The 1,086-nt window shown below is 72.4% G+C and carries 1 protein-coding gene; it reads left to right on the top strand.

Annotated features, from left to right (window positions below; translation table 11 throughout):
* Window positions 1-117: 117 nt before the first annotated feature.
* On the top strand, window positions 118-1,086 hold a 969-nt coding region (locus FV222_RS27035), incomplete at its 3' end, for a pseudouridine synthase (RefSeq protein ID WP_147816211.1).

Here is a 1,086-nt window from a genome sequence, read left to right as displayed (position 1 = left end):
GCTGCGGCCGTGCCGGCGCCGGCCGATCCGGCCTCCCCCGACCCAGCCTCGGTCGACGCGGCCCCCGTCGACTTGGCTCCTGTCGATTCGGCTCCCATCGACCTGGCCCCCGCCGACGTGTCTCCCGTCGACTCGGCTCCCGTCGAGACGCATGCGGACGCCGACTTCGACGACGCGCCGGAGACGGACGCCGTCGAGGCCGCCCCGAAGGCTGCGCCTGCTGCGAAGGCCGAGCCTGCCGCGCCCGAGACCTACGAGGGCGAGCGCATCGCCAAGGCGATCGCGCGGGCCGGCATCGCCTCGCGCCGCGACGTCGAGGCGATGATCGCCGAAGGCCGGATCACGCTGAACGGCCGCGTCCTCGACACGCCGGCGATCAACGTCACCGATGCCGACGCCATCACCGTCGACGGCGAGCCGCTGCCGACGCGCGAGCGCACCCGGCTCTGGATCTTCCACAAGCCGCGGGGCCTCGTCACCACGGCCCGCGACCCCGAAGGCCGCCAGACCGTGTTCGAGGTGATGCCCGAGGAGATGCCGCGCGTCGTCGCGATCGGCCGCCTCGACATCAACACCGAAGGCCTGCTGCTGCTCACCAACGACGGCGGCCTCGCCAAGGTGATCGCCCACCCCGACACCGGTTGGCTGCGCCGCTACCGCGTCCGCGCCTTCGGCGACATCACCCAGATGGAGCTCGACCAGCTCCGCAAGGGCGTGACCATCGACGGGATGGAATACGGGCCGGTCGAGGCGACCCTCGACCGCGCCACCGGCGACAACGTCTGGCTGACGCTCGGCCTGCGCGAAGGCAAGAACCGCGAGGTCAAGCGCATCCTCGAGCATCTCGGCCTCTCGGTGAACCGGCTGATCCGGCTGTCGTTCGGGCCGTTCCAGCTCGGCGACCTCGAGGTCGGGCTGACCGAGGAGATCAAGACCAAGGTGCTCAAGGAGCAGCTCGGCAAGGGCCTGTCCGCGCAGGCCGGCGTCGACTTCGAGAGCCCGGTGCGCGAGCCGATCGCACCCTTCGGCGCGCCGAAGAAGGAGGCGCAGGCCGAGCGGCCGCGCCGGGACGAGGCCCCCCGCGGC

This window comes from Methylobacterium sp. WL103 (assembly GCF_008039885.1).
In the GTDB taxonomy this organism is placed as follows: domain Bacteria; phylum Pseudomonadota; class Alphaproteobacteria; order Rhizobiales; family Beijerinckiaceae; genus Methylobacterium; species Methylobacterium cerastii.
The sequence above is the reverse complement of the archived record's forward strand: the minus strand, read 5'-3'. Positions and strand labels throughout refer to the sequence as shown.